18 protein-coding genes are annotated in these 20,441 nt (G+C 51.6%); 7 read left to right on the top strand and 11 right to left on the bottom strand.

Annotated elements, in window-relative coordinates:
- Window positions 1-50: 50 nt before the first annotated feature.
- Complete coding sequence (locus AC5JO6_RS04755) at window positions 51-1,757, bottom strand: aldehyde dehydrogenase family protein (protein ID WP_496079899.1); 1,707 nt, start codon at window positions 1,755-1,757, stop codon at window positions 51-53.
- 456 nt (window positions 1,758-2,213) lie between these two features.
- Between AC5JO6_RS04755 and AC5JO6_RS04750 the strand changes: the two genes are divergently transcribed.
- Window positions 2,214-3,002 carry a pentapeptide repeat-containing protein gene (locus AC5JO6_RS04750; protein ID WP_496079898.1) on the top strand — a complete coding sequence of 263 codons (789 nt, stop codon included), beginning with the start codon at window positions 2,214-2,216 and terminating at the stop codon, window positions 3,000-3,002.
- A gap of 83 nt (window positions 3,003-3,085) precedes the next feature.
- Here AC5JO6_RS04750 and AC5JO6_RS04745 read toward each other — a convergent pair whose 3' ends face one another.
- From AC5JO6_RS04745 to AC5JO6_RS04725, 5 genes are all read right to left on the bottom strand, one after another.
- Entirely contained in the window at window positions 3,086-3,253 is a 168-nt protein-coding gene (locus AC5JO6_RS04745) for a hypothetical protein (protein WP_496079897.1), read from the bottom strand.
- 21 nt (window positions 3,254-3,274) lie between these two features.
- Window positions 3,275-5,383 carry an amylo-alpha-1,6-glucosidase gene (locus tag AC5JO6_RS04740; RefSeq protein ID WP_496079896.1) on the bottom strand — a complete coding sequence of 703 codons (2,109 nt, stop codon included), beginning with the start codon at window positions 5,381-5,383 and terminating at the stop codon, window positions 3,275-3,277.
- A gap of 271 nt (window positions 5,384-5,654) precedes the next feature.
- Window positions 5,655-6,569 carry a histone deacetylase family protein gene (locus AC5JO6_RS04735; protein ID WP_496079895.1) on the bottom strand — a complete coding sequence of 305 codons (915 nt, stop codon included), beginning with the start codon at window positions 6,567-6,569 and terminating at the stop codon, window positions 5,655-5,657.
- 36 nt (window positions 6,570-6,605) lie between these two features.
- Window positions 6,606-7,040: a hypothetical protein gene (locus AC5JO6_RS04730; protein ID WP_496079894.1), complete on the bottom strand. Its 435-nt coding sequence runs from the start codon at window positions 7,038-7,040 to the stop codon at window positions 6,606-6,608.
- A 190-nt stretch (window positions 7,041-7,230) separates the two neighbouring features.
- Window positions 7,231-7,887: a hypothetical protein gene (locus tag AC5JO6_RS04725; protein WP_496079893.1), complete on the bottom strand. Its 657-nt coding sequence runs from the start codon at window positions 7,885-7,887 to the stop codon at window positions 7,231-7,233.
- A 205-nt stretch (window positions 7,888-8,092) separates the two neighbouring features.
- On the opposite strand from AC5JO6_RS04725, the gene AC5JO6_RS04720 reads away from it, so the two are divergent.
- From AC5JO6_RS04720 to AC5JO6_RS04710, 3 genes are all read left to right on the top strand, one after another.
- Window positions 8,093-8,806, top strand: coding sequence for a metal-binding protein (locus AC5JO6_RS04720; RefSeq protein ID WP_496079892.1), 714 nt, complete (start codon window positions 8,093-8,095; stop codon window positions 8,804-8,806).
- Window positions 8,807-9,006: 200 nt separating this feature from the next.
- On the top strand, window positions 9,007-9,903 hold the full coding sequence (gene mazG, locus AC5JO6_RS04715) for a nucleoside triphosphate pyrophosphohydrolase (RefSeq protein WP_496079891.1): 897 nt from the start codon (window positions 9,007-9,009) through the stop codon (window positions 9,901-9,903).
- Window positions 9,904-9,974: 71 nt separating this feature from the next.
- On the top strand, window positions 9,975-10,865 hold the full coding sequence (locus tag AC5JO6_RS04710) for a TlyA family RNA methyltransferase (RefSeq protein WP_496079890.1): 891 nt from the start codon (window positions 9,975-9,977) through the stop codon (window positions 10,863-10,865).
- A gap of 44 nt (window positions 10,866-10,909) precedes the next feature.
- Here AC5JO6_RS04710 and AC5JO6_RS04705 read toward each other — a convergent pair whose 3' ends face one another.
- The 4 genes from AC5JO6_RS04705 to AC5JO6_RS04690 form a co-directional block, all read right to left on the bottom strand.
- Window positions 10,910-11,581, bottom strand: coding sequence for an ABC transporter ATP-binding protein (locus AC5JO6_RS04705; protein WP_496079889.1), 672 nt, complete (start codon window positions 11,579-11,581; stop codon window positions 10,910-10,912).
- Between the two features lie 163 nt (window positions 11,582-11,744).
- Entirely contained in the window at window positions 11,745-12,428 is a 684-nt protein-coding gene (locus AC5JO6_RS04700; RefSeq protein ID WP_496079888.1) for an NADPH-dependent F420 reductase, read from the bottom strand.
- A 51-nt stretch (window positions 12,429-12,479) separates the two neighbouring features.
- A complete protein-coding gene (locus AC5JO6_RS04695; protein WP_496079887.1) occupies window positions 12,480-13,748 on the bottom strand; it encodes an ABC transporter permease in 1,269 nt (422 codons plus the stop codon).
- 10 nt (window positions 13,749-13,758) lie between these two features.
- Window positions 13,759-15,183 (bottom strand): efflux RND transporter periplasmic adaptor subunit, encoded by a 1,425-nt coding sequence (locus AC5JO6_RS04690; protein WP_496079886.1) that lies wholly within the window; start codon window positions 15,181-15,183, stop codon window positions 13,759-13,761.
- A gap of 360 nt (window positions 15,184-15,543) precedes the next feature.
- Between AC5JO6_RS04690 and AC5JO6_RS04685 the strand changes: the two genes are divergently transcribed.
- Together AC5JO6_RS04685 and AC5JO6_RS04680 are read left to right on the top strand one after the other, a co-directional pair.
- Window positions 15,544-16,434 (top strand): LysR family transcriptional regulator, encoded by an 891-nt coding sequence (locus AC5JO6_RS04685; RefSeq protein WP_496079960.1) that lies wholly within the window; start codon window positions 15,544-15,546, stop codon window positions 16,432-16,434.
- Window positions 16,435-16,564: 130 nt separating this feature from the next.
- A complete protein-coding gene (locus AC5JO6_RS04680) occupies window positions 16,565-18,364 on the top strand; it encodes a glycosyltransferase family 39 protein (RefSeq protein WP_496079885.1) in 1,800 nt (599 codons plus the stop codon).
- Window positions 18,365-18,507: 143 nt separating this feature from the next.
- Here the strand turns inward: AC5JO6_RS04680 and AC5JO6_RS04675 are convergent, their stop codons facing one another.
- Window positions 18,508-18,933 carry a hypothetical protein gene (locus AC5JO6_RS04675; protein WP_496079884.1) on the bottom strand — a complete coding sequence of 142 codons (426 nt, stop codon included), beginning with the start codon at window positions 18,931-18,933 and terminating at the stop codon, window positions 18,508-18,510.
- A 282-nt stretch (window positions 18,934-19,215) separates the two neighbouring features.
- Between AC5JO6_RS04675 and AC5JO6_RS04670 the strand changes: the two genes are divergently transcribed.
- Window positions 19,216-19,935 (top strand): DUF4230 domain-containing protein, encoded by a 720-nt coding sequence (locus AC5JO6_RS04670; RefSeq protein WP_496079883.1) that lies wholly within the window; start codon window positions 19,216-19,218, stop codon window positions 19,933-19,935.
- Window positions 19,936-20,441: the final 506 nt, after the last annotated feature.

Genomic DNA, 20,441 nt, shown 5'->3' with positions numbered 1-20,441 from the left:
AAAGCTGATAGCTGAAAGCTGATAGCTGATAGCTGAATGCTGAATGCTTTCTAGCCACGCAGTGCTTCTACAACAACTTTAAACCAGCGCTGCCAGGATGGCTGTACTTGAAACGCTATGAACTGCTGAGCAAGCGCTAACAAGTTTTGGTGTCGGGCGAACCAGATGGGAAGGGGCAGAATGCGAAACGGAGCGCGTAGAACTGCTTTCTGCGGATGGTCAAACAGGTAAGCGTTGTGAACCACTCCTTGACCAGACGCAATGTTAGCGAGTGGATTGCCTGGAAACGCACCCCAGGGTAAGACACTCAGCGAAAAAATGACGGCAGACCACACGTTGACTCCGATCGCACCGTAGCGCAATTGCGCGATCGCACTCTCTACCTCCGTGCTCCATTGCTGCTGCGTTTGTGAGTCTACCAGCACCGTGCAAGACAAATTGCCCCAAACCTGCTCATTCACAAAGTCCACTGCCTGCGTGAGAAACGCTCCCGCATCCGATGCCTCCAAGCTGACTTCTGCCAACACGCCACAAAAGGCTTCTTGAGTGAGTATATATTCTCCTGCACGAGCTGGCACATTGGGGATGAATGTCCACGGCAGGGTGTTTTGTGGCTCCTCGCAATGCTGTGGAGCAATGGTGACTGAGCTTAGCGCGATCGCCTCTGGATACCGTGCCAAAAACGCCTGGTAACGCTCTTTTGCCCCTGGATAGTAAGCATTTCGAGCTGGCGTTTGGGCTAATTCCTGCTGAAGCTGTGCCAAAAAAGCGTCTCGTTGCGCCCAACCCTTCGCTGTGACAACCACTTTAGCGGCAGCACAGTTAAAGCTGGCATTGTGAGCCACCATCCCAGCGATGTGTCGTGCTTGAAAAGTGAGGTCTGCCGTTGACCAGGCACCGGGCACAACGATCACTGGGGTCACGCACCCCAACTCAGAGGTAATCGGTTTTGTGGTGCGGGGCTGATTCGCTGCTTTACGCTGTGCTTGTTCCGCAGGCGTATCACCCCAGACGATCGCATCATGGGTATGATGTGACCCTGTGATGTGAATGGTATCGACCAACGAGTGCTGACACAGATGATGACCGAGATCTGCGCCTCCGTACACCACATCCAAAAAGCCATCCTGCTGCAACGATCGAAACGCTACTTCTAAGATGGAACCCATATACTCGTTGACAGGATTCATTTTGAGCAGCACCACTGCATCGTCCGCAAAAAGCTTGTAAAGTGCGTCCAATGGCGCGATCGCGGACACATTTCCTGCACCCAAGACTAATGCCACTTTTCCCTGCTGGGATGGCTGCCGATACACCCTTCCTTGCGTAGCTGGCTGTCCTGGTTGCAGCCAGACTTCTCCCCTAAACCCAAGCCACAGCAGACGCTCCATCAGGTGATCGGGAAAGACCTGCGCGATCGTTTGCCCATGGCGAACACAGAGTTTGACAGGCGGTTGCCCGTTTGCTTTGAGGGTTTTGATGAGCAAGCGCAAATATCCCATCGTAGCGATCGGACCTACAAACCATTCTTCCCCTGCTAGCGTTGCCTCTGGATTCATTCCCTTCGCACGACAGCAAGCCTCTGCCCAAGCGTCTGCTACTGCCATCACGTCATGCAGGCAGCGCTCAAGATAGGCAATGCGATCGGCGACACTAAGCCGCACCCAATCCTCTTTACGACTGGCAAGTCGAGTGGCGATCGCGTCCGCTTGTGCGAATGAAGTACCGACTACGGGGTTAGTTTGCCTGGGAACCATCTTGAGGTACGGGTGTAGCGATGTGAGTAGTCAGTTGATCATGGGCGATCGCGGCACCAAATATTTAATATCAGGTAACGCGATGTGCAACTAAATTTACCCTCATCCCCACCCTTCTCCCCAGAGAGAAGGGCTTTCGGACTTTTCCGGTTCCCTCTCCTGCTGGGAGAGGGCTGGGGTGAGGGCGGTCTCAGCAGGTCTTTCAGGAAAGCCGCACATCGCGTCAGGTATGAACGCTGCTTACAAGTACATTAATAGGCTGGCACAGGTTGAAAGAAACCGGGTTGCTGAAAGTAAGTTTGAGGCTCAAACGGTCGCTTTACACAAAGAAACCTGGTTTCGACAATCGCCTATAAACGGGACAAACTTCACTTGAACAATTGAAGTCGTTGTGCTGGCAACGCGAACTTAGAGTTAAATAGTGGAGCCTCTCTTTTCAGCATTTAGGCGATCGCTATGAGCCTCAAACGTTTGCAGACAGCTACAACAGTGTCAATAGAATTTGCAGCCTTGTTAGTTGGCTTGAGCATGACAATGCCTGCACATGCAGACGATTTAGAGCAGGTGCAAACGCTGTTGGCAACTAGACAATGTTCTAGCTGTGAGTTAAGCAATGCTGGCTTAGTGTATGCCGATCTGCGCGGAGCCGATCTGCAACGGGCAAATCTCAGTCGGGCAAATCTCAGTCGAGCAAATTTGCAGGGAGCCAATTTACGTGGCGCTATCCTAGCAGGTGCCAGTTTAGTAGGTGCTAATTTAACAGGGGCAAACCTGGATGGCGCAAATCTGACTGCAACGGATCTGCGCTACGCCTCTGTAACGAACGCTACCTTTCAAGGGGCAACCCTGGATCACGCCTTGCTGCAAGGAACGATCGGGTTGACCAACACAGTTGGAAACCCAGAGGATTTTTACCGTTGGGCAATGGTCGCTACGGAGGAGAAAGACTACGCCTCAGCCGTTGCTAACTTTACCCAGGTGCTGGCACGTCAACCAGATTTTGCGCAAGCATATTTGGGACGAGGGGTGGCAAGGCTCCAGACGAACGATCGCGCAGGGGCGATCGCTGACCTCAAGCAAGCAGACAAACTCTTCACTGCACAGGGCGATACCAAAACAGCCCAAGGCATCCAACAGTCTATTAAGGCTCTAGAAACACCGCCCAACCGACCAAAATCAGGGAACGGCTTTGGGACAAATCTGCTGAGTGCGTTCGCGACGCTGTTGCAACTCTTTTTGCCGTAGAAGGAAAAGGGAGAAGGCGGAAGGCAGAAGGCAGGAGGCAGAAGGCGGCAGAGGGGGCAAGGGAGGCGACGGAAGCAGAGAAGCTAAACTTTCGCGTGCCTCTGTGTCATGCTGGCTTCCCGTCTTATATCAATTCTACAAAATCGCCCTACAGATTCGTTCTTGCTGCTGACCGCTGACCGCTGACCGCTGACCGCTGACCGCTGACCGCTGACCGCTGACCGCCAGCCAAAGCTTGCCTGTGTAGCCACAGTTTAGTGAAATGGTATTACCTATTCCTTGATCTTCCCCTGCCCCCCTGCTTCCCCGGCTCCCCTCACTTTTTCCCCCTTCTCTCCGCCCAACACCTCCCAGTGACGGAGCAATTCAGCGATCGTAGCGGCATGGGCGATCGCGCCACGCGGTGTATGAGGCGCATCCCCATCAAAGATCTCGGCGATCGTACTGAAGCAGCCTTCATGCTCAAAATGCGTCAGCAGTGGCTGTAAGTCAAGCGGTAGCGGTTCTTCTGGGCAAAAGCGGCTCCAGGCACGAACAAATGGACCTAGAAGCCAACTCCAGACAGTGCCCTGGTGGTATGCGCGATCGCGCTGATCGGAGTTGCCGCTACACATGCCCCAGTAGGCGGGATCAGCGGGATCTAAGCTGCGGAGTCCGTATGGAGTCAGCAGACGATCGCGAGCTGTGTAGAGTACTTGACGCGCTTGCTCTGCCGTAAACGCACAATGATGAAGCGACAGTGCTAGAACGGCATTGGGACGAATCGTTGCATCCAGACGATCGTCTGGCTCAATGCGATCGTAGAGGTAGAGCTGTTGGTCATGCCAAAACTTTTGCAACGAAACATTCACCTGCTCGGCTTGCTGGGCATAGCGCCGTGCCTGATTCAAAAGGCGATCGGCGTTCTCAACGTCAGGACGTTCTGCCAACAGCGTTGCCCACTGGCTCGACCAACAAAGCGCCGAATACCAGAGGGCATTGATTTCAATGGGTTTGCCATGCCTGGGAGTAATGGCTTCGCCAGCGACGATCGTGTCCATCCAGGTCAGTGGCGTGCTGGCATCATCCCAGGTAATCAGCCCATCGGAGGCATCAATCCGAATGTTGTATAAAGTGCCAGCCGTAAACGCCTTGTAGATTTGCTTGACGACTTCGTATTGATCAAGCAAAAACTCCCAGTCTTGAGTGGCTTCGAGGTACAGCCCTAGTGTTTCAATCCACCACAGCGCACAGTCAATGTTGCGGTAAACAACCTCACTATGCTCGTTCGGTAAGACATTGGGAATGAGACCCTGGTAGCTCGATCGCCCCAGTTGGTCAAGCATTTTGCGTGCCAGCAAGAAGCGTTTGGTGGTGAGCGTGAAGCCAGGTAGACAAAGCAACGTGTCGCGGCTGCGATCGTCAAACCAATGATAACCAGCGACGATCGCAGGCACCTTTTGAGTCACCTGACTGACCATAAACTGATCGCTTGCCCGCAACAATCGCTCCCACATCGCTGGTTGACTGTTGACCGCTTGAGGCAAGTGCAAAAACTCTCGCTCTAGTCGCCGTTCCTCTACTTGTATTGCTTGATCAACGGTGGTGGATGCAAGCTCTGCGATGCTGGAGGCAGGCAAGCCAACCCTCGCTTCCAGCGTTACCGTTTCACCGGGTTGTAGCCAAACCGTTAGGTAGCCAGGACTAAACAGATCCTCTAGATAATCCAACCCGCGATGCGCTTCTTCAGGATAGTAGTAGTTCCAGTACCAGGTTTCCTCTGGCTGGTAGTGCCCCTGGCTCCAGGAGAGTCCCCAGGGTGTGCCCGTCTTACCTGCCTGTAGCGCTTGCAGAAAGACTTGATTGGAGCCGACCAATTGAGAAAACGACAGCCTCAATGACTCTTGCTGGTGATGATGAAAATCACGATCGCCAATAATCGGTCGTAGCCGCAAAATTGCCAGTTGAGTGCCGATATAACGGTATTGCACCAAAACTCGATTGTTCGCTTGACCAGGCAGGGGTGCTCCCGTCGATCGCCCCTCTTGAGCAATCCCGTAAGGCATCATGATCTGACGGCTCAACTGCCACTGCTCACCCATGCCCCAACACCAGGTTGGGACGGGATCGACGCTGAACTCCTGCAACAGCCGATAACCCAGCGGTTCGATCTTCTCAACCTGATTGGCAAGCCAAACGTTCGTTCCCAGCGCAAAAATAAGTCCGCCGACTTCCAAACTGGCTTCTAAATGGGAGAACAGCAGTGTTCGTTGTCGAGGTGGATCGAGTGCCGCAACTAACCAACCGTGGTAGGTGCGCGTGCGGGCATCGCAAACTGTACCACTGGCAAAACTACCCAACCCATTTGTCAGCAGCCATTCGCGCGTATCCAGCTCATTCATTGCCGTTCAGTCTTTGCCAGGAGTTTTAACCATTAGTCCGAGTCTATGTCTAAAAGTTTATCTTTCCGTGAGACAGCATAGAGTCAAACTTCTGGCTGTGAACGCCTCCTAGAAGGTGTTTAAGCATAATGGTATTTTTAGTGGTTATTGGGGCTATCAGTATCAGTTATCAGCTATCAGCTATCAGCTATCAGCTATCAGCTATCAGCTATCAGCTATCAGCTTTTCTCTGACCACTGACTGCTGACCGCTTTTTTCTAACTGCTGACCGCTATAAACACTGTTCGATCGTCGCAACCACCGATCGCCCGATCGCCTCCAAATCGTAGCCACCTTCTAAGCCAAAAAGAAGGCGACGAGTCAGCGCCAAACAGTAGCGTGTGAACACCCCAAAATCGTCTGGTTTGAGCGAAATGCCAGCTAATGGATCGGCATGGTTGGCATCATACCCCGCGCTGATGATGAGCAAATCAGGCTGGAAACGGGTCAAAAACGGCATCACTTTTTGGATAAACGCAGGTTCGTAGTCTGCCATTGTGCTGCCAGGAGGCATCGGTACATTCAGCACGTTGTTGTGCAACCCGCGTTCATGCTCGGCACCTGTACCGGGATACTGTGGCGATTCGTGCAGTGAACAGTAGGCAATCTGAGGATGCTTTTCGACGATCGCCTGTGTGCCGTTACCATGATGCACATCCCAATCGAGGATCGCCACGCGATCGACCCCCGACTGCTCTAGCGCGTAATGAGCCGCGATCGCAGCGTTGGAAAAGATGCAAAACCCCATGCCCACTTCGCTGACCGCATGATGACCCGGTGGACGTGCCAAGACAAACGCTGGATTGTTGGTCGCCAGGACGCGATCGACTCCATCCATCCAGGCACTCACTGCCAATAGTGCGACATCATACGTCTGTGCTGAAACGGGTGTATCGGCATCAATGTAACCGCCACCACGTTTTGCCAGCCGCTGCACTCCTTCGATGTAGCGTTGAGTATGTACCTGTTGTACGTGTGGCATCACGGGACGAGTTTCGATGGGAGTGGGCGATCGCCAATCCAACTGATCTGCCCAAGGCGCTGACTTAAGCGCATTTTTGATCGCCGTCAATCGTGCTGGCTTTTCGGGATGGAAGGAACCTGTCTCGTGCAGCAAAAAAGCGTCGGAGTAGATAATTGGCAGCATAAGGCGGGGGAAGACTGACAATGCTTTGATTCTAAGCTACGGGCTGTATGGCTGAGGCGTAGTCTGAGTCATTCGATCGAGGCTGTCTGGGTCGAGACGAATGCTCCAGAGGTAATCGGTCGTAGGCACTACCGAAGCGGCAACATCACTATTGGAACGATCGAAGTCGAGTCCAACGCTGAAAGAGCTGCCGAGATACACTTGCCCTAGTTTGCCAATGCCTTCAATGCGAGTTGGATCGGTGATGACTCGTTGTGTCAGACGAATCGTGGTTTGTGCGCCGTGCGAAAAATAGATCGTAGCGAGGTTTTGCTTAAACTGCACCTGCACATCGTACTCACCACCCGTTTGGTACGAAATCACTTTGGCAGGTAGTTTGATGCCATCCAGGTTCTTGCCCTGATACTCAACGGCACGGACAGGCGCTGTCAGCAGCAATAAAACAGTTACAGCGAACCCGAATAGTTTCATTGATCATCGCGTTTGAGACACTCTATCTCTCAGGGTAAGACAGCTTTGAGCGATCGTCGCCCCTCAAGTCAAATTTGAGCGTGGCGGGTCAAAGCTAGTGCAAGTCATTGACCCGTTTAAACGAACTGATTGGCTAGTTTTTGACCAGAATTATGGTTCAATCCAAAATCGCAGAACCAAATAAGCCAGCCTAACTACACCCACCTCCATTGCCGAGAGTCGTATTTGGATCGCCTGGTGAAGAGTTAAAAAGCCAACCTACCCTTGACAAGATGCCGAAGTTCTTGCCATTAAAGGTTTTTTCCAAATCAACTTCTACCCACACTCCGCCTTTTGCGTCTCTCTGGCTAGTGATGGATCCGCTACCTTTAGGTTGGGTCACGTAAACTCGCTGACCGGCTGCTAAGACGGCTCGATCGATCGGTTTAGATTGCCAGTTTGGTGCTCGAAAAACAGACACTGAGCCAGGAGTATTTTTGACTGTACGGCACACACTCGATTTTGCTTGGGTTGACGGCGATGTTCTGCCACAGTCTAAAGCCGCATAATCGACAAAGCCACTCATTGGTTGATCGATTTGAACACGGGCTGGCGGTACACCAGGTAAAGTTCCTGCCAAACCAACCAAAGTGCCAACTGGAAGAGAACTCATCAGTGACTCTGAGTCTCCAGTATTTGCTGTTTTGTAAACCGGAGTCGTTTTGATGACTTTACAGGCAACTTGAGACATCAACAGGGGAGAAGATGGAGGCACTGCAAACACAGGCAACTCTAACCCGATCATCGCGATCGTCATCCCCACCAAAACTCTTACTGAAAGTTTGCGATCGTCCATTCTACTTACCATTAACACTCCTTAAAAGCCTGATATTGATTTCGATCGCTTGGCTAAAGCAATATTCTTTCAGTACCATAATTTGGGAGGTTAAGTCCACCGTAGGCTGGGTGAAGCGTAACGATGACTGTCGATGGCGATGAATTTCTCGGCTAATCTTTAGCCAGTGCATTTGTACCTGCTACGATGCTGAAAGAATTGACTGCGCGCTGCCATTATGCCTTCTGGTCGTACCCACGACAGCATTACCCTTTGGAGTTTGCCCCTGATTGCTGGGCTGACCTTCGCACGGACACAGAGCAGCAGTCTGACTTTATGCGTTTCTGGCAGCTACCTTTTCAGCGGTTTAATGTTTGGTCCCGATTTAGACGTGTACTCACACCAGTACAAACGCTGGGGACTGCTGCGCTGGATCTGGTTGCCCTACAGACAGAGTATGCGGCATCGATCGTTCTGGTCGCATGGTTTCCTTGCGGGAACAATCGTGCGGGTAGCCTATTTGCTGATCTGGGTCGGGCTGTTTGGTGCGGTCGGAATATTGACGGGCGCGATCATCGCTCAAATCACTGGCACCACTAATGATTGGTCATCCCTTACCCAGCAGTGGTGCAGCGACAGCCTTGTCTGGATTGGGCGCGTACCTCAGCAATACCCTAATGAAGCGATCGCGATCGCCCTTGGACTTGAGCTGGGTGCCATGAGCCATGCTTTTGCTGACTGGGCACTGTCAACCTACCGACGCACGTTGAAGCAGCGATCCCCCAAAAGCGCTGTGGCATCACGACAATCTGCTTTGCCGCCTGTTCTATCACCATTGGAAGGCAACGCGACAAAGCCCTCTCCCCTTACAAAGCGATCGCTCCCCTCGCCTCCCTCGCCACAGACTCAGCGCGAACCACAATTGCCACCATTCGAGCGCAAGAGGGAGTAATGGTATAGCTCAGTCACATGGGTTAGGACGAGGTATAGGGGTTTCACTCCCTTTAATCTCAATGTCTTAGCTTTTATGCGATAGCTATAGAAGATGAAGAATCAACAGTTAGACTGACCATTGACTTCCATAACCAACCACTCCCTCCTATTCTCGTCGATCGTTAAAGTAGAGAAGCGCCAATTATTGTCGAGTGTTGTATGACTAATTCTGAGCAGTCTCATTCTGACCCATTGGAGCAGCAGCCTACGATGCTGGAGGCGATACAACATTTGGTTGAGGTGGTAGCGCGGCTGCGATCGCCCAACGATGGCTGTCCCTGGGATCTTGCCCAAACGCCCAAAAGCTTGATTCCCTATGTGATTGAAGAGGCTTACGAGACGATCAATGCCATTCAGAGCGGCGATGCAAACGCAATTCGTGAAGAACTGGGCGATTTGCTTCTACAGGTTGTCCTACAGGCTCAGATCGCCAGCGAAGCCAATCAATTCAGCCTGACAGAAATCGCTCATGGCATCAGCGAGAAGCTTATCCGCCGTCATCCGCATGTGTTTGGGGATGTGAATGTACAGACAATAGATGATGTCTATCGCAACTGGGAGCAAATCAAGGCGATCGAGAAAGGTGAAGATCCCAACATCGCGCCATCCTTGAGTAAAAAACTGAGTCGATACGCCCGATCGCTTCCTCCTTTAATGGCAGGCATGAAAATTTCTCGCAAAGCGGCTGAAGCAGGGTTTGAGTGGGAGACGATCGACGGCGTATGGGCAAAGTTTCAAGAAGAACTAGCCGAATTTAAGGAAGCGCTTGCAGAAGACAATAAAGCTCACCAAGAAGCCGAACTGGGCGATCTCCTCTTCACTGTTATCAACCTCGCCCGCTGGTATGATCTAGACCCCAGTGCAGCACTACAAGGCACCAACCAACGCTTCATTCAACGCCTGGAGCAAATGGAAACCGTCGCCGATCGACCCCTTTCTGACTACAGCCTGGAGGAACTAGAGCAATTGTGGCAAGCAGCAAAGCGGAAGTTGAGAGGGGAGGCAGGGGACGCAGAGGGGGCAGGGGACGCAGAGGGGGCAGGGGACGCAGATTGAGCCATGCAAGATTCATGCATCCTTCATCCCTCATGCCTCCCTTAAACCCCTCACTCCTCTCCTCTTCCCCAATGCCTAAACAACGCCTCGATCTCTTACTTGTCGAACGTGACCTTTGCGATACGCGGCAGAAGGCACAGGGATTAATTCGGGCTGGGGAAGTGATGGTGAATCAGCAAGTTGTGGATAAGCCTGGAACAGAGATTGATTTGCTGGCGAAGATTCAGGTGCGGCAACGATCGCCCTACGTCTCCAGGGGTGGCGAAAAGCTGGCAAAGGCGATCGCACATTTTGCCATTCCAGTCGCCGATCGCCTTTGTTTAGATGGTGGTATTTCGACAGGCGGCTTTACCGATTGTTTATTGCAGGCAGGCGCACAGCAAGTCTACGGGGTTGATGTTGGCTACGGACAGGTTGCCTGGAATTTGCGACAAGACCCACGCGTGACGTTACGCGAACGAACAAACTTACGCCATCTCACACCAGCCGATTTATACGGGAGCGATCGCCCCTACCCCGACTTGGGCGTAGTCGATGTCTCGTTTATCTCGCTGACAAAAGTAGTATCTGCCCTCTGGCAATTACTCCAGTCGCCCCGCGAGGTTGTCTTGCTGGTCAAACCTCAGTTTGAAGTAGGACGCGCACTCGTCGGCAAAAATGGTGTAGTGCGCGATCCCCAGGATCAGGCGATGGCAATTTTGCAGGTTTTAGAAGCGGCGCAGGCATTAGGCTGGCACTATCACGGTGTTACCTGGTCACCCCTGGTAGGTCCTGCTGGCAATATTGAGTATCTGCTGTGGTTGAAAGATGTTGAACCTTCGTCAGAACATTCTGGAGTGATGGAAGGACTTGATCAAGAACGGGCGATCGTCGCCCCAACCACACAAGATGTAATCCTTTCTCCAGATCTACACACGCTGAAACAACTAGCCCTGACCGCTCAGAAAACTCTAACCCGCTAAACTCAATTCCCTACTCCCCACTCCCTACTCCCTACTCCCCAGACTCACGAAACAATCAGCCCATCCTTCACATGAATGATACGGTTGGTTTGCGCCGCGATGTCTGGCTCATGCGTGACGATGACGATCGTAATGCCCTGTTGATTTAAATCGGTGAGCAAGTTCATGACTTCTTGAGATGTTGTGCTGTCGAGTGCGCCCGTTGGTTCGTCTGCCAGCACCAGAGCGGGACGGTTGACCAGGGCACGGGCGATCGCCACCCGCTGCTGTTGTCCACCCGATAGTTGATTCGGACGGTTCGACAGACGCTCTGCCAATCCGACTCTAGTGAGTGCTTCCTTTGCCCGTTTTTGGCGTTGCGGTTTTGAGACGCTGGCATACACCATTGGCAGCATCACATTATCCAATGCGGTCGATCGCGGCAGCAGGTTGAATTGCTGAAACACAAACCCAATCCGCTGATTGCGAATAAACGCCAGTTCATCATTGTTCAATGTGGTCAGGTTTCTGCCTTCCAAAACGTAGTGCCCACCGCTGGGACGATCGAGACAGCCAATAATATTCATCAATGTGGATTTGCCAGAACCAGACACACCCATGATGGCGACATATTCACCTTCTTCGATCGTCAAATCGATGCCCTTCAACACCGGCACATCAACTTCACCAAGTCGATAAGTTTTCCGTATTCCTTCCATCCAAATCATCGTTGCCATAGGGAAAGTGAGGCTTAAAGTGCGAGGAGATAGGGGTTTTGAGCTGTGCACTAACGTTGAACGCTGAATCGCAGCCTAAAATTGCAGTTAAGCAATTATCATAGACTTCTACCTCTTTACCAAGCTCTCTTTTCAGTCTGAGCCAATTGGATTGTTCAGCATTTCAATAGGTGCCCTTACGGCGTTCTCCAAATCTCGGTTCAGCACGAGGAGCCTCAATAAAACCCGGCGTTACTAAAGAATTCCCAGTTGCAAACATATAAGTTCTGAGAATGTCTGCTTGTAGCTCTAATAACCACGCGTTAGACAACGGACCAAAATCAACGGGCTTAAGCCCAATATCGTTCAGCAGTTCAATAACCGTTTGCTTCGCTTCATTATCATCACCAGCGATAAAAGCTTGTACCCCTGCCTCTCTAAGCGCAGCCGCATCGCAGTTAAAAACTTCCATTGCCTGGTTGTTCAGGGCTTTCACGATCCTTGCGGAAGGAACATCTTTCTGAGTTGCTCCTGCTAAAGAATGAAGGAATTCTTCAGGCTTATAGTCACGAGGGAGATCTCGATTATTTAAGTCGATGATCACTTTACCTGCTAACGCTGAGGTTGATGTTATAAAACTGGAAGGCACGGCACGTATAGTGCTGACAATGACTTCACAAGTCTCGGCAACTGCATCATTCGTTCCACCAATGGCACTAAATCCGATTTCCTCGGCTACACTACGAGACTTCTCAGCATCACGTGAACCAAAGGTTATTTGATGCCCTGCTACTGACCAAGCCCCTCCGAGCACGCGTGCCATATTACCGCTGCCCCAAAAACCTATTCTCATCTTTAATCCCCTCAATGGTTCAACTCTAAGATAATCATTAGCTTCAGTAGGATGTTTAACAAATTCTTATTCGCTTCGCAATGCTGCGATCGGATCAAGCTGTGCGGCATTTCGAGCGGGAATTACGCCTGCGATAAGTCCAATGACAAACGATAGCCCAAAGCCAGCGCCGATCGACCAGACGGAGATGACGAAGGGAAATTTGAAGAGTGTCGCGGCACCAAAGGCAATGCCAACGCCTAAAGCAATGCCGATCGCGCCGCCTGCGATCGAAACCATGACAGCCTCCGTCAAAAACTGGCTCAAGACCGCACTGTTTGTTGCTCCAACGGCTTTGCGAACGCCGATTTCGCGGGTGCGTTCCACTACAGAAACCAGCATGATGTTGGCAATCCCAATACCACCAACGACGAGCGAAATGCCTGCGATCGCGCTGACCATCATGGTAAGCAGCCCTGTAACGGTGCTGAAGGCATTGATAATATCCGCCTGGTTAGTGATGCGAAAATCGTCTTGCTGGGGCGGATAAATGTTGTGCCGAATGCGTAGCAAATTCGTCACCTGAAACTGCGCTGCATCTAACGCTGCCGAGTCTTTTGCCTTTACCCAAAAGCCACTGATTGCAGTGCCATTGAGTGAGTTGTTCCCGACGATGCGGGCAGACATATTCGTGAGAGGGACGTAAATGCGATCGTCCTGGTCTTGACCACCGATTGATCCCTTCGTTTCCATCACGCCAATGACGTTGTATAGTTCGGTTTGAACGCGGATTTGAGCACCGATCGCCCTACCATTAGTGCCAAAGAGTGAGTTCCGCACCGTACTGCCCAAAATAGCGACGGGTCTGGCACTGTTCAGATCCTCCTGACTAAAAAACTGTCCCTCTTTTGGATGAACGTTCTTCACATCGGGATAGCTCAAATCGGTACCCAGCAGCGTTGTTGAATTGTTTTCTCCTTCATAGACCACCTGCACGCCGCGCTGTAAATAGGCTGTGACACCCTGAGCGGCTGGCGCTTGCTTGGCGATCGCCTGAGCATCTTCCCATGTGACAGTCGAAGCTGTACCTGTACCCTGACTGATCCCGCTTCCTGAGCGTGCGACCCCTGTCAAAACCAAAATAACGTTGGTGCCCAGCGCTTGAATTTGCTGTTCGGTTGCCTTTTGTACGCCCTGACCCACTGAGGTAACGGTGATCACCGACGCAATACCGATCACCACACCTAGCATCGTCAGACCCGTGCGAAGTCGGTTACTCCAAAGCGCCTCCAGAGACATGGTGAGCACTTCTAGCAGCGAAACGCTAGTGGGATGAATGCGAGTAAACTGTGTCATGAAAATCCTCCTAACGCTGACGTGCGCCTCCACCTGTGCCACCAGGAGCACCACCGCTGCTGCCACCACCACCGCCACCGCCGCGACCACCACCCATACTGGGTAGGAAGGAAGGCGTGCGTGATTGAGGACGATCGCCCTGCGGGAAGCTCGTTAGCACGCGATCGCCCTCAGCCAGCCCAGAAAGCACTACAGTTTTGCCATCATCTGTAGACACCCCCGTTGTAATGGGTCGAAATTCGGGTCGCCGCTGACCCTGCCCACTGCTTTGTCCACTGCCCTGATTACCGTTTCGGGCACCCACTACCTGTACGCCACTGACCCCATCCTGTCGAACGATCGCCACTGTGGGAACCACCAGCACATTGCTCAAAGTGCCCACATTAAAGCTCACACTGGTACTCATGCCAGAACGCAGCAGATTCTGAGGATCAGAGACAGACGTTTTGACTTCAAAGCTAGTAACGTTCTGCGTAACGGTTGACTGTGCCGCCACCTGCACCACTTTGCCTTCAAAGGTTTTACCAGGGAACGCATCTGCCTGAATTTTGACCGACTGACCGATTTTGATCTGGGCAATATTAGCCTCAGCCACATACGCATCAATTTGATTGGTAGAAGCCAATGCCAGAATAGACGCGGATGCTGAAGAAGCCGAGCTGCCTGCAGTTGAGGGAGTGACAAAGGCACCCGGATCAGCAAATTTTTTCGTCACAAGACCACTGAAGGGTGCCCGAATCACCGTATCGTCAATATCTGCCTGAATGGTTTGTAGTGCGCCTTGGGCGGTCACAACCTGAGCGCGTGCGGTCGCAATGTCTTCTGGACGGCTACCGACTTTCTGAAGATCCAAAGCCTGCTGTGACTTCCGTACTTGAGCCGCTGCCTGATCGCGGGTTGCACGAGAGGTAATGAGGTCTCGCTGAGCAAGCGCCCCATCGTTAGACAACTGCTGATTTTGCTGAAACGTCGATTCTGCTGATGCTAGAGCCGCCTTATCGTTGGCTAACTGTGCGGCTGCTTGGGCAATGTCTTGAGAGCGATTGCCAGCGACGAGCTTGTCGAGGTTTGCCTGTGCCTGTGCCAGTTGTCCCCGCGCTTGTGTGTACTGTCCCTGTAGGTTAGACGCATCCATGTATGCCAGGATTTGTCCCTCCCGAACACGATCGCCCTCTTTCACCAGCAGTTGCTTTAGAATGCCCGATGATTTAGGACTGACGTTTGCCGATCGCTCCGGCAGCACAGAGCCATTTGCCGAAATGTTCACTGGCAAACTCTGGCGCTCTGCTGTAGCAGTTTGCACCTGCCGCCGCAGTTCACGTCGCTGTGCAGTTGTCACTTGACTGTAGGCAACATAACTACCGCCTAAAATTAAAGCCGCAACAAGCAGCCCCACTGCCCACTTTGGTATCCCACGTTTGACCAGGTCTTTCACAAATTTGCGCTCCGTTTAGCCGTTATGACTGACACTCAAGCCAATAGCACGAAACTGTCTATCAACTCACAGAATGCTGATTGGTCATGAATCAAGTCCTCTTTCTTAGACTCTATGACTGAACTTGAGGTTCAACAAGATTCTCTATGCGGAGTGTGAGCTATACATAAGTACTGCCGTGTGCAAACCACACCCTACAAAAGTATGCTTAGGGCGATCTTGACTGATAAGACATCAATCGGTTGTCTGCGGGTGCAGCCATTAAACTGATACCTATTAAACTGGTACCAGCGCTTTGCATCCGCTGAGAGTGCTTCAAGAGAGGTACACGTCCGTGAGCGATGGATGAATCGGCAAATGATGAAGCTTTCTCAATTGCGAGCTATCGTAGCAGTGGCAGATTATGGCAACTTTAGTGAAGCCGCGTTGGCATTAAACCTCTCTCAACCTGCGATCAGCCACGCGATCGCCACTTTGGAAGCAGAATTGGGTGTGTCGCTCTTTGCCAGAGGGCGGCGCGGTGCCGTGTTAACCGTTGCTGGCGAGCAAATTGTTGCACATGCGCGTCAGGTGTTTTTGCATTTAGAGCTGATACAAAAAGAGGCAAACCTGCAAAAAGGCTTGAACGGTGGACACGTGCGGATTGCCTCGTTTCGCAGTGTGGCGACGCACGTGCTGCCAATGGTCATTGCCCGCTTTCGCGATCGTTTTCCTAACATCAGCATCACAATTATTGAACGTCCCGATTATCTGGATATCGAGCAAACATTGCGAGATGGACGTGCGGATATTGGCATGACCTACCTGCCAACGAGTGCAGAATTTGAGGCGTGGGAACTGGTGCGAGACGACTACGTTGCCCTCTTACCGCCTAAAACCAGCATCAGAGGTTTACAAATGACCTGGGAAGATTTAGCGGCTCATCCGCTGGTGCTACTTCCTTGTTTGCCGTGCGGACGCATTCTGCACCAGCATTTGACGACTGTTGCCCCACCCATGCAGACTGCCAGCGATATTCAAGAAGACTCGACGATCGTCAGCATGGTGATGCAAGGGCTAGGTGCGGCGATTCTCCCTCGTCTTGCCGCAGAACCCATTCCCCAAGCCTTGCGCGTACATTTGCTGCCCGATCCGCTCAAACGCGTGATTGGTGTGGCTGCTCTCTCTGAGGCGCTGCATACACCAGCCGTCTTTGCTTTTTTAGACACGTTGAAAACATTTGACTTCCAGAGTTTCGCAACCGTTAGCTGAGGCAGCTTTAGCCGATCGGTCTGATAGCACCCTCAACCCGTTGAAAGAACGTAGGGAAACAAGCGTGTTATTCCCACAGAGGCTGACGAGTGAACTACAGTAAATGATCTGGGTGTAAGTGTAAAACGCCATGAAAGCTCGACCTTACCTGACTCTAGCCGCGATCGTACTTCTTGGCGCGCTCCTGCGGTTCTGGCATTTGGACTTGAAACCCATTTGGCTGGATGAAGTGATTACAGCGCTGTTTAGTTTGGGTCGCAATTACTATGAAGTGCCATTGAACGAGGCGTTTTCGCTGTCGGCATTAGAGCAGATCTTTACCCTCAAGGCAGAAACAAGCTGTGCCCAAATTGCTCAAACGATCGCCAGTCAATCGGTACATCCACCGCTGTTTTTCTGCTGGATGCACGATTGGCTGCGTTGGGTAAATGCCGTGCCGCTATCGTGGCTCTGGAAGCTACGAGCACTGCCTGCCTTGATTGGGGTGGTGGCGATCGTCGCACTTTATCAGCTCAACCGCCTTGCCTTTTCACCCGCAGCAGGTTTGACAGGCGCGATGGTGATGGCAGTATCGCCCTTTGCCGTGTACCTCTCTCAAGAAGCCCGTCACTACACCTTACCGATGCTGCTGGTGATTCTGGCACTGACGGGATTGTATCAGGTGCAAACAGACTTATATCAACGACAGTTTCGTCCTGGCATCTGGCTGGGCTGGATGGTTGTCAACAGCCTTGGGTTTTACATTCACTACTTTTTCCTCCTGGCATTTTGCGCTCAGGTCGCCACGCTCTTGGTCAACGTTCTGACCTTCAAGTCTTTGCCGACGCTACATCCTAATGCCTACCGTCTACAGCCAGCGCGTGCGCTCATTGCCGTTACTCTTGCCACTACGGGTGTTTGCCTCACCTACATCCCCTGGTTGCCAACGTTTTTGAGCCATATCAATCGTCCTGAAACCAACTGGATGAAGCCCTTTGAGCCAGACTGGATGGATACGATCGCACCGCTGTATCAGTTCCCCATGGGTTGGATTCTCATGGCGATCGCGCTACCGGTCGAAAATCAGCCCCTTTGGCTGGCGATCGTCATGGTGCTTTTAATGATCGTCTTTACTGCCTGGTTGCTATGGCAGCTCTCTAGCCGCTTCGGGCAGCTTTGGAGCAACCCCGAAACGCACCTGCCGACACGGATGCTGGTGATGTTTGTGCTGTGTGTCGTGCTGGAATTTTTGGCGATCGTTTATATTCTTGGCAAAGATATTACCTCGGTACCTCGATACAACTTCCTTTACTTTCCAGCGGTCTGTGCGTTGTTGGGTGCATGTCTGGCACAACCGAGTCAGACAAGGAAAAAAGGCAGCGGCGACATACAGATGCTTCACGCTGCTCCCCATCCATTCCTGGCTCGGCATCTTACCTGGATCGTACTGTTTGTGGGCGTGCTTAGCAGTACGCTGGTCGTTTCAAACCTGGTGTTTCTCAAACCGTATCAGCCTGATCAGATTGCTAGCCAGGTGCGTTTAGAATCAGATGCGCCGCTTGTAATGGGCATGGCATACGGTGATTTGCAAGACGTGGCACTGGGTCTTAGCATCGCCTTGGCACTACACGATACGGACGATCGCGCCGACGAGTCCCATCAGTTTGCCTTCATACCAAGAGTGCGCCCTGCCAAGGCGGATTCGGCAGGCACCAGCGATCGCCTCCAAACTGCACCATCCTATGCTCAAGTCTGGCAAAATCTAGCCGCGCTCAAACAGCCGTTGAGCGCTCCACTGAGCCTGTGGATGATCGCACCCGGTCTGAAGCGAACCGATTATCCACCCACCCTGTCATTGGGTCATGCAAGCGGCGCGATCGGCTGCACGGTCGATCGCGATCGCTTTTACCGACGTGGTATTCCTTACCAACTGTATCGCTGTGAGTCGTGAAGAAAGTCGTAACCATCTGTCTTTTTGTGTTGGACAGTGAGCGATGACCATCGGTATTAGATTAGTCTCATTGCAAAAGTTTCATTGCAAAAAGTCGCTCTTCTAACAAACAGACGTTCCTTTTTTGCCGCTTGCTTTCCACGTCAGCTTTTCTTGCGGATGAAGTATTCAGACGTATTTTCTGTGGGAGTGCGGTACAGAAAGAGTTCATTACCACTGGGCAAACTGTAGATGCGATACACAGCCTCAATCACTGTCAACTGCCGCTCACGTGGAATGCCTCGATTTTCAGGGAAATAACCACCTCGCCTTACAACGGTGTAGTTATCGAGAATTGTCGCTGCGTCGCTCACGATCGTATCAAAAGCACCCTCTGTAAAATTAGGGTCTGTTTGTAGATCTGCCAATTTGCCGCCAGAAAGCGTCGTCGATCGCGTAGACAGCTCTCGCACCTGATTGAGTAGAAGCACGCCACTCCGCGTTCTAGTCTGGGCAGACGATGGTTGATGAAGGGTGGCAATGAGCGCCGCCGCGATCGCAAATCTCACAAGCCAACGAAATCGCATCATAGGTTCAATCCTTTACGCCAACGAATAGGTTCACCGTCTATCGCTTCATTGTGAATTGGGTCACAATGGCTTCAGTGAGATAACGCTCTGATCAGCAAGCCCTAGCATCAAGCAAGCTTTCTCTATAAAGAGCGCAACAAGAAAGAGCGCAACAAGCAACACTAAAACAATACCTGTGATGATGACAGTGAGAAAAGACAATCAACACACAGATTTGAGAGCAGCAAAGCTGGCTTGCAAATAGTAGTACAATTGAACTAAAAATTGGCGGGGAAATGACCTATGGGCTATGACGATCGCAATGCATCCCACAGTAAAGGCTATTTCTTCCGCAGCATGGGCTGGATGCTGACAGGAGGGGTTGCAGTCGCCGCGCTAGTCGTTGGGGTTGGAAGTTGGCGTTTGGGCGATCGTGCCTTCTCGATCGTGCAGAATCTTTTTCAGCCAGCGCAGCCAGCACCTAAAGTAGATATCCAATCGGTTGTGGTGCAGCAGGTTCGAGGCGTGAGCGAACTAACTACGGCTGTTTTTACTATGCAGGCAGTTGTGCCCACTAGCCAAGATGCTACGTTCAATGGTTTTGTGATTGGCACCACAAAGCTGCTTTACATCGCTTACGGCGAAGTGAGGGCAGGCGTTGATTTACAGAGCCTCACCCCTACCAATGTGCAAGTAACCGATAGCAGTATGCAGATTCAGTTGCCACCCCCCCAACTGCTCGATCGCAAAATTGATGTCAGTCGCTCTAAAGTCTATGACTACAACCGGGGCAGCTTTGGACTTGGACCAGATGTCGCTCCTGAACTGCAAGCGCTGGCACAGCAAGAAGCCCTCAAAAAAATTGTCGAAGCCGCCTGTACCGATGGTGTGCTTGAAAAAGCCAACGATCGCGCCAAGCTAGTCGTCACGCAACTACTAACCACAGCAGGCTACCAAAGCGTTACTGTCGTCACGCAACCACCCCTATCAAGCAACTGTCCGGTTGTATCATCGGACAAATAGCATCCGCAAAACAAGTGAAAATCGCTACGCCTACCAAGACTAAGAGGGTGTTTGAAAAGGTATAGTCTGTGATGTTAGACACTCAGCGATCCCCCCTATCCCCCCTTAAAAAGGGGGGAAATAGCCTTGAACTCCCCCTTTTTAAGGGGGATTGAGGGGGATCTAGCTTTTTGCTACTAACAGAAGGACTTTTAAAACATCCTCTAATTTCTAAAGAAAAAATTAAATTTCTAGAAGGTCATTGGTGCAACGGTACCTCAATCAATGCTTTGGGTACTATTGGCGTACACCTTCATGGTCTGTCTCTAATCTGTTAGCTCTTCATCGACTACTGGATTAAGCTTCATCTTCGCTTGTCATTTCATTGCCCCAAAATGAAGTTTAAATGACAGCAACGATGTGGCTTTACGAGCAACATTCTGATTGAGTTACAAAGGAACTAGGTCTATCTGAACGATAAAAGTACATTATCTTTACACTCGTCTCTTGAGCTGACTCTCGTTTTC

It is taken from the genome of Tildeniella sp. (assembly GCF_059505325.1).
The sequence above is the reverse complement of the archived record's forward strand: the minus strand, read 5'-3'. Positions and strand labels throughout refer to the sequence as shown.